6 protein-coding genes are annotated in these 8915 nt (G+C 37.8%); all 6 read left to right on the top strand.

Features of this window, described 5'->3' with window-relative positions:
• Positions 1-219 precede the first annotated feature (219 nt).
• The 6 genes from FJR38_RS09340 (at position 220) to modD (ending at position 8273) form a co-directional block, all read left to right on the top strand.
• Positions 220-594: a VOC family protein gene (locus FJR38_RS09340; protein WP_168495001.1), complete on the top strand. Its 375-nt coding sequence runs from the start codon at positions 220-222 to the stop codon at positions 592-594.
• 20 nt (positions 595-614) lie between these two features.
• Entirely contained in the window at positions 615-1496 is an 882-nt protein-coding gene (gene ylqF, locus FJR38_RS09335) for a ribosome biogenesis GTPase YlqF (RefSeq protein WP_168495000.1), read from the top strand.
• Between the two features lie 636 nt (positions 1497-2132).
• Positions 2133-3758, top strand: a complete 1626-nt coding sequence (locus FJR38_RS09330) for an adenylate/guanylate cyclase domain-containing protein (protein ID WP_168494998.1) — start codon at positions 2133-2135, stop codon at positions 3756-3758.
• A 175-nt stretch (positions 3759-3933) separates the two neighbouring features.
• Positions 3934-5301, top strand: a complete 1368-nt coding sequence (locus tag FJR38_RS09325) for an NAD-dependent succinate-semialdehyde dehydrogenase (RefSeq protein ID WP_168536661.1) — start codon at positions 3934-3936, stop codon at positions 5299-5301.
• Between the two features lie 104 nt (positions 5302-5405).
• Entirely contained in the window at positions 5406-7049 is a 1644-nt protein-coding gene (locus FJR38_RS09320; protein WP_168494993.1) for an acetolactate synthase large subunit, read from the top strand.
• A gap of 381 nt (positions 7050-7430) precedes the next feature.
• Positions 7431-8273 (top strand): ModD protein, encoded by an 843-nt coding sequence (gene modD, locus FJR38_RS09315; protein ID WP_168536659.1) that lies wholly within the window; start codon positions 7431-7433, stop codon positions 8271-8273.
• Positions 8274-8915 lie beyond the last annotated feature (642 nt).

Below are 8915 nucleotides of genomic sequence, written 5' to 3'. Positions count from 1 at the left end.
GTTATGATAAAATTGATAAGGAAGAACTTTCTTAAAATAAATGTATTCCCTAGCTTTAACAGCTGCTTGTAGGTATATCAACGCGATCGCTTTGCAATTGCCTTACAAACCTTAAATCAACGGCGTTGGCAATGATGATTTGTTGATATATTTCCTGCCCTAGTTACGCTGTTCGCGTAGTGTCTCCTGGAGCGGTTGCCAAAGTGATCCGCAATGAATATGCAATATAATAGTATAATTGTCACCATAGCCACGATTAATTTTGATAATATCGTTAATTTCTATACTCAATTATTAGAACAAGAACCAAAAAACCTCATCCCCAATGTCTATGGGGAGTTTCAAATCGCTAGTTTAAAATTAGGTATTTTTCGACCTAAACCAGAAAATGAAGCGGAATTCGTGACTAATGCCAAAAGTCCGCTGAGTTTGTGTTTAGAAGTGAATAATTTAGAAATTGCCATATCTCACCTAACATTTTTAGGATATCCCCCACCAGGAAAAATTTCCATAGCTTCTCACGGTCAAGAAATTTACGCCTATGACCCTGATGGCAACCGTTTAATTCTACATCAATCTACTATAACTCATTAGTAAAAACTAACAAACAATAAATGTCCATAACTCAAAATTACAAATTAAATCTTATCCAATGGTATCCGGGACACATCGCTAAAGCTGAGAAAAATCTCAAAGAACAGTTAAAGCGTGTTGATGTGATTTTAGAAGTACGTGATGCTCGCATTCCCCTAGCGACAAATCACCCGCAAATGAATGAATGGGTAGGAACTAAAGCACGGATATTGGTACTTAACCGAGTAGATATGATTTTGCCACAAGTGCGATCGCGCTGGATAGAATGGTTTAAAAATCAAGGCGAAGTTCCATATTTTACCAATGCCCAACATGGTCAAGGTATCACCGCAGTAGCAAAAGCCGCTCAAGCCGCGGGTATAGAACTCAACCAACGCCGCAAAGATCGGGGAATGTTACCCCGTCCCGTCCGCGCTGTCGTGATTGGTTTTCCCAATGTTGGTAAATCAGCTTTAATTAACCGATTATTAGGAAAGCGAGTCGTAGAGAGTGCCGCCCGTCCTGGTGTGACTCGCCAACTGCGTTGGGTAAGAATTTCTGACCAGCTACAATTACTAGATGCCCCCGGTGTTATTCCCGCCCGACTCGACGACCAAAGTGCAGGAGTCAAATTAGCCATTTGTGATGATATCGGTGAAGCATCCTATGATAACCAGTTAATAGCCGGAGTATTCGTAGATATACTTAATCAACTCCAAGAAACACAGCCTCATTTTTTACCACCTCACCCATTACTGACAAGATATGATCTCGACTCCATCATCCACACAGGAGAAGCGTACTTGCACGCATTAGCAGAACATCGCTATAAAGGAGATGTAGAACGTGCCGCTAGACAAATGATCACTGATTTTCGGAAAGGACTCCTTGGTAGTATCCCCTTAGAATTACCACAAATTTAACTGTTAATTTTCAGGACTTACGCAAAACAGAACGAGAGTAGGGGTAATTCATGAATTACCCCTAAGCAATCATAAGGCTTTCAGTCATATATTGCGTAAGTCCTAATTTTGTCAAAAAATGGGCAAATAGATATTTTCACTAGAAATGTTCCAGGGAACGTCTCTACAAAGATTCTAGGTAATCCAATTAAATTGTAAATTTCACCATATCTCTGCGATGATTTCCTGGTTCTAAATTGTATCCAGTAAGTTGGAGACAATCCAAAATATTATAAAATTAATTTTTACGCTTCTCATGCTAATTTATTAGTAAAAATGACTATTTTGTAGTCGTTTTATTGCCGTTAATAGTATCATAAATAAAATGTTAGAATTTACACAAAAAATTTTGGTGGATCTCAACCAACTGCTGTTGAACCACCGACAACCTAATCATCAAGCAGATGTCTGTTAAGTATTCAGATAGAATTAATTATACAGATTATTTTCCCGTTTTCCTTTAAGAGTCTCCACTAATGAATTTAATTGTGACCGACTACTTATTTATGGTGTAAGTGCTGAAAAAGATAAACTTTGTGTTTACCTAATTTTGCCAATAATTGCATCCCTAGATTCCAGTATGAATGTACCACACTCATGAATCAACTCACACTCATCCTCCAACAAGAAGGAACTACCGAAACATTAGTTCCAGTAGATCAAGACATATTTATTATCGGAAGATTGCCAGAATGTAACTTGTTGTTACCTTTTGGAGGAATTTCTCGCAACCATGCGCGAATTGTCAAAATAGCTGAGGGTGTGTGGACTATTGAGGATCTAGGTAGTAAAAATGGTACGCAAGTTAACCAGTTTCTGATTACCAGCACTCAACAGTTATCTAATAATGATGTGATTTCCCTGGGTAATATCAAATTAGTAGTTAAATTTATTAAAACTGAGGAAGATGAATTTGTAAATGAGCTATCAACACAAGGAAATAATTCTCCACAAAGAACTATTTTAAGAAATGTTGAACAATTACAACAGCAATGGATAGAAGCTAGTGGAATTAATAGTAAAAATAATAATAAAGATGCAACTATCGCCCGGCTTAAAGATTTAGTTGATATAGCTAAAAATCTTTGTGCTGCTGCATCCATTGAGGAAATTTTCTCCCAAGTTCAACAAGTAGTTTTTCGTTATCTGGATAGTATTGATCGGTTAGCATTATTAGTTGAAGTTCATAGTTCTGGCAATTTAGATTTAATAAATTCTGCGACTAGAGAGATTTCTGATCAGGAAACTCTGGCAATAGATGGCAGTTGGATTAGTCGCAGTATTTGTCAAAAAGTATTTGCTGAAAAAGTTGCTATTCAAAGTGCTGATACCCAGGCTGATGAAAGGTTTTCTAGTGAGCAAAGTATTTTAGTTAAAGGTATTCGTAGTGCAATGGCAGTGCCATTATGGGATGAACATAATGTTATTGGAGTTCTCTATGCTGATGCTAGTCTTTCTTCATCTCATTGGGAAAGTGAAGGTGAAGAAGAACTCAGCTTTTTTTCAGCCTTAGCGAATCTTGTAGCTTCTAGTGTGCAACGGTGGTTATTAGTAGAAAAGCTGAAAACTGAAGAGGTAATTCGTCATCGTTTAGAAAGATATCATTCGCCAGCAGTTGTGCAAGAATTGATTGCTGAAGGTAGTTTGCCGGGTGGACGTTTAGCTCCTAAAGAAAATGAAATAAGTATTTTGTTTGCCGATTTGGTAGGTTTTACGGCCATTTCTGAACAATTGACACCCACAGAAATTGCTAAATTATTAAATAATTTATTTGAAGAAATGTTGAAAGAAGTATTTTTGTATAGTGGCACTTTAGATAAATATATTGGTGACTGTATTATGGCATTTTTTGGCGCTCCTGATCCAGATCCCGGTCATGCAGATCGGGCTGTGGCATCTGCGAAGGGAATGTTAACTCGGTTACAACATCTGAATGCCAATAATTTTTGGCAAGAACCCTTACAACTACGGATTGCTATTAACAGTGGTAAAGCTGTTGTTGGTGATGTTGGTAGTTCTCAACGGGTAGATTATACGGCTTTGGGAGCAACAATTAATTTAGCAGCAAGAATGGAAGGAATTTGTTCTCCTGGTGAATGTGTAATTAGTGAAGTAACTTATAATATGCTAGGACAAAAATCAGATTTTCATGATATAGGAGACTTTCGTTTTAAAGGCATTGATCGTTCGATCAAGCTTTATCAAACTAAAATGAATGAATAGTTAATATTAAGAGATAATTTTTGTGATTTTCAATTTTTTTGGTACTTGGGGTAGATTTTGAATTGATTTGTCTGCTATTCTCAACTACCAAGTTAATTTTCGTGGTAGCTTCTGTGATGAATGTGTGTAAAACTGGTAAGCTACCTCAAACTATTTTTTAATGGGAGGTCAGGTCATGGCTATAGCCACCATTAATCCCACCACTGGGGAAACGCTCAAAACCTTTGAGCCGCTCAAAGATACAGAAATTGCTGCTAAGTTAGATTTGGCAGGAAAAGCTTTTGAACAATACCGTCAGACAAGTTTTTTAGAGCGATCGCATTGGTTAGAACAGGCAGCGACCATTTTAGACCAAGAAAAGGCAGATTTAGGGAAATTGATGACCCTGGAAATGGGTAAACCATTCAAAGCGGCGATCGCTGAAGTTGAAAAATGCGCCCTAGTTTGTCGTTATTATGCCGAAAATGCCCCTAGTTTTCTGGCTGATGTCACCATTGCCACTGATGCTAGTCATAGTTTTGTAAAATATCAGCCTTTAGGGGTAATTCTCGCCGTCATGCCTTGGAATTTTCCATTTTGGCAAGTTTTTCGGTTTGCTGCACCAGCACTCATGGCGGGCAATGTGGGATTACTCAAACACGCCTCTAATGTGCCACAATGCGCCCTGGCAATTGAAGATATTATCAATCGTGCCGGCTTTCCTAGAGGTGCATTTCAAACATTATTAATTGGTGCTGCTCAAGTTGCCGATTTAATGGTTGATGATCGAGTCAAAGCTGCCACTTTAACAGGTAGTGAACCAGCAGGAATATCGCTCGCGGTTGCATCTGGGAAACAAATCAAAAAAACTGTTTTAGAATTGGGGGGAAGTGACCCATTTATTGTTTTAGAAAGTGCTGATTTAGAAACAGCAGTATCTACCGCAGTCACAGCCCGAATGTTGAATAATGGGCAATCTTGTATTGCTGCTAAACGCTTTATTATTGCTGAATCTGTGGCTGATAAATTTGAGAAATTGCTGTTAGCAAAATTCCAAGTTTTGAAAGTTGGTAATCCGATGGCATCTGATACAGATGTGGGACCATTAGCAACTCCTGGTATTCTCCAAGACTTAGATCAACAAGTTAAAAATGCCGTTAAAAGTGGGGGTAAAGTCATCACAGGTGGGCATCCTTTAACCGAATTATCGGGGAACTTTTATCCACCAACAATTATCATAGATATTCCCATAGATACACCCATTGCCAAAGAAGAATTTTTTGGTCCTGTGGCATTATTATTTCGAGTTCCTGATATCGAATCGGCGATTAAATTAGCTAATGATAGTCCTTTTGGTTTGGGTGCAAGTGCATGGACAAACAATAAAGAAGAACAAAATCGCCTAATTCAAGAAATTGAAGCCGGTTCAGTATTTATTAACAGTATGGTCAAATCTGATCCTCGTTTACCTTTTGGGGGAATTAAGCGTTCTGGCTACGGACGAGAATTAAGTGTTCAAGGCTTACATGAATTTGTCAATGTGAAAACTATTTGGGTGAAGTAAAGGCAATGGATAATTGACAATTGACAATTGACAATTGACAATTACCAACCCTTCGGCTTCGCTCAGGGCAAGTCACCAATTACCAATTACCAATTACCAAATTTATGAATACCGCAGAATTGTTAGTACAGTGTTTAGAAAATGAAGGAGTTCAATATGTTTTTGGACTTCCTGGTGAAGAAAATTTGCACGTTTTAGAAGCTCTAAAAAAATCATCAATTCAATTTATTACTACTCGTCATGAACAAGGTGCAGCATTCATGGCTGATGTTTATGGGAGGTTAACAGGAAAAGCGGGAGTATGCCTTTCTACCCTTGGTCCTGGGGCAACTAATTTAATGACTGGGGTGGCAGATGCGAATTTAGATGGTGCGCCATTAGTGGCAATTACTGGGCAAGTGGGAACAGATAGAATGCACATTGAATCCCATCAATATTTAGATTTAGTGGCAATGTTTGCACCAGTTACTAAGTGGAATAAACAGATTGTGAGACCAAGTATTACACCCGAAGTCGTGAGAAAAGCCTTCAAGCGATCGCAAACTGAAAAACCCGGTGCAGTTCACATTGACTTACCAGAAAATATTGCTGCTATGCCTGTCGAAGGCAAACCTTTAAATAAGGATAATAGTGAAAAAACCTATGCTTCTTTTGCCAGCATTCGCGCCGCAGCGGGCGCAATTTCCCAAGCCATTAATCCCATCATTTTAGTCGGAAATGGAGCAATTCGCGCCCATGCTAGTGACGCAGTCACGCAATTTGCTACCCAAATGAATATTCCGGTTGTGAATACTTTTATGGGTAAAGGTGTCATTCCCTATACTCATCCTTTAGCACTTTGGTCTGTAGGATTACAACAACGAGATTTTATTACCTGCGGTTTTGATAATAGCGATTTAGTGATAGCCATTGGCTATGATTTAATTGAATTTTCCCCGAAAAAATGGAATCCTGACGGAAAAATTCCTATTATTCATGTGGCAGCAACTTCTTCGGAAATTGATAGTAGTTATATTCCCAAAGTAGAAATAGTTGGAGATATTTCTGATTCCCTGAATGAAATATTAAAATTAGCAGACAGACAAAATAAACCCAATCCCTATTCTATTAGTTTGCGTTCTAACATTCGCGCTGATTACGAAGAATACGCCAAAGATGATGAGTTTCCTATTAAACCGCAGAAACTAATTTATGACTTGCGGCAAGTTATGGGACCCGATGATATTGTCATTTCTGATGTTGGCGCACATAAAATGTGGATTGCGAGACATTATCATTGTCATAGTCCAAATACTTGCATTATTTCTAATGGTTTTGCTGCTATGGGTATTGCTATTCCTGGGGCATTAGCCGCAAAATTAGTTTATCCCAATCGCAAAGTTGTGGCTGCAACTGGTGACGGTGGTTTTATGATGAATTGCCAAGAATTAGAAACAGCTTTGCGAGTCGGAACACCATTTGTAACCCTGATTTTTAATGACGGTGGCTATGGTTTAATTGAGTGGAAACAAGAAAATCAATTTGGACAAGGTAACTCATCTTTTGTCCATTTTGGTAATCCTGATTTTGTCAAATTTGCTGAAAGTATGGGATTAAAAGGTTATCGAGTTGAATCTGTTGCAGATTTCATTCCCTTACTCAAAGAAGCCCTTGCCCAAGATGTACCAGCAGTTATAGATTGCCGCGTAGATTATCGAGAAAACCGTCGTTTCACACAAAAATCAGGCGAGTTAAGCTGCGAAGTTTAAACACTCGTAGGGGCGGATTTTCTCCGCCCTGAAATTTAATTTAAAACAACATCTATAAACATAAAAAATTAGCAAAATAAAATATATCGTCAGTTTATAATAATAGCGATCGCACAACACAACAAATTTTCTCTTTTACAAAAAATTATTCTATTTTTCATTTCTATAGATAAAATCACCAATAATCAAGGTGTAAAAAAGCATATTTAATTTCTGGAAATACCCGATCAGGAATTGTCAGAATCAGGATTTACGGGATTTAGAGATGTACAAATCAGGACAAAGTTAAAAAAGAAGTTATAAAAAGCAAATATCGTTGGGGATTATGGGATATCCTGAGATAGATAGGTTAGAGATTCGCCACAAAAACCGCAAATGAGAATGTTCTTTTCCGACGAAGCGATCGCTCAATTAATTCAAGAAGATGTACCTTTCCTAGATTTAACTACCTATGGACTAAGTATAGGTAAGGAATTAGGAGAAATTGAATTTTCTACCCGTCACCCCATGACTATTTGTGCGACAGAAGAAGCAGCTAGAGTATTTGAAAAATGTGGTGCGACGGTTGAATATTTGGTAGAAAGCGGTACTTGTTTACCAGAACAACAATTAATTCTGAAAGCCAGTGGTTCAGCCGCAGCATTGCACATTGGTTGGAGAGTAGGATTAAATTTGATGGAATACACTTCTGGTATAGCTTCCCGTGCTAAAGAATTGGTGAATGCTGCCAAAATTGTGAATCCTTCCGTAGCGGTTGTCACGACACGCAAATGCTTTCCTGGTACGAGAAGTATTTCTATGAAAGCAATTCTAGCTGGTGGTGCTTCTCCCCATCGTTTGGGACTATCAGAAACAGTTTTGATTTTCCAACAACACTTGATATTTATAGATAGTATTGCCGAAATAATTGAGCGTATCAACCAAATGCGACAACGGTTTCCCGAACAAAAAATTTGTATTGAGGTAGAAACGTCTACGGATGCTTGGATGGTTGCTGAAGCTGGAGTTGATTTAATTCAATTCGATAAAATTCCGACTGGAGAACTTACTAATCTGGTTACAGAGTTAAAGGGGAAATATCCTAGTTTAAAACTAGCAGCAGCAGGTGGGATTAATTTGGGAAATATTCATGATTATGCCAGCACAGGTGTAGATATTTTAGTGACTAGTTATCCATATTTTGGTAAACCTGCGGATATTGCTGCGAAGATGACACGCAAATAATGTACCACCATCTATCACCTTAGCGATCGCAGCTAAAGCTAAGGCCATGAAAGCTGGGGGGATAGATGTTTGCAGTTTTGGTGCTGGAGAACCAAAGTTCAGGGAAGCGATCGCCCGTTAAGGTTTAATTGAGAAGTTGGAAATGTGGGAGTGGGATTTTTGGAAAAAAAGATTGGATAAAACCCACATTCCGCAGATGTAACTCAGATTATTGATATTTTTGAAAAATCCCAGCCAGGAAAATTTTATTTACCTAATTTTTCTGGTTGAGTTTAACTTTATCTACCAAAAAATAGAGAATATTACCGAAATTAATTTCGCTAGGTTTTAAAATAGATTCTCTCTCTCAATTAAAATAGTCATTTCGGCTTAAATAAACATGACAATTACAGCAAAAAATATTTTCACTCTTTGCTAAAAATTTCTATTTACTAATTTTATCGATCACTATCTACATCTTTTTTGGTCTAATAAACTCTCATCAAATAATTAGATAATATTTACTACAACTCCTTCCTAAATACCTGACAATCTTTTCACGTTCCTCCGTTAAATTGCTCATTTGTTTTTGTCCATTTATGATTACCAAATGTACAGCCTGAAACATCTGAAATACCCACCTCATTGTCGGTTTATTTGTGA

The organism is Anabaena sp. UHCC 0253, from assembly GCF_009712085.1.
Classification (GTDB): domain Bacteria; phylum Cyanobacteriota; class Cyanobacteriia; order Cyanobacteriales; family Nostocaceae; genus Dolichospermum.
This window is presented reverse-complemented; position numbering and strand designations above follow the sequence as displayed.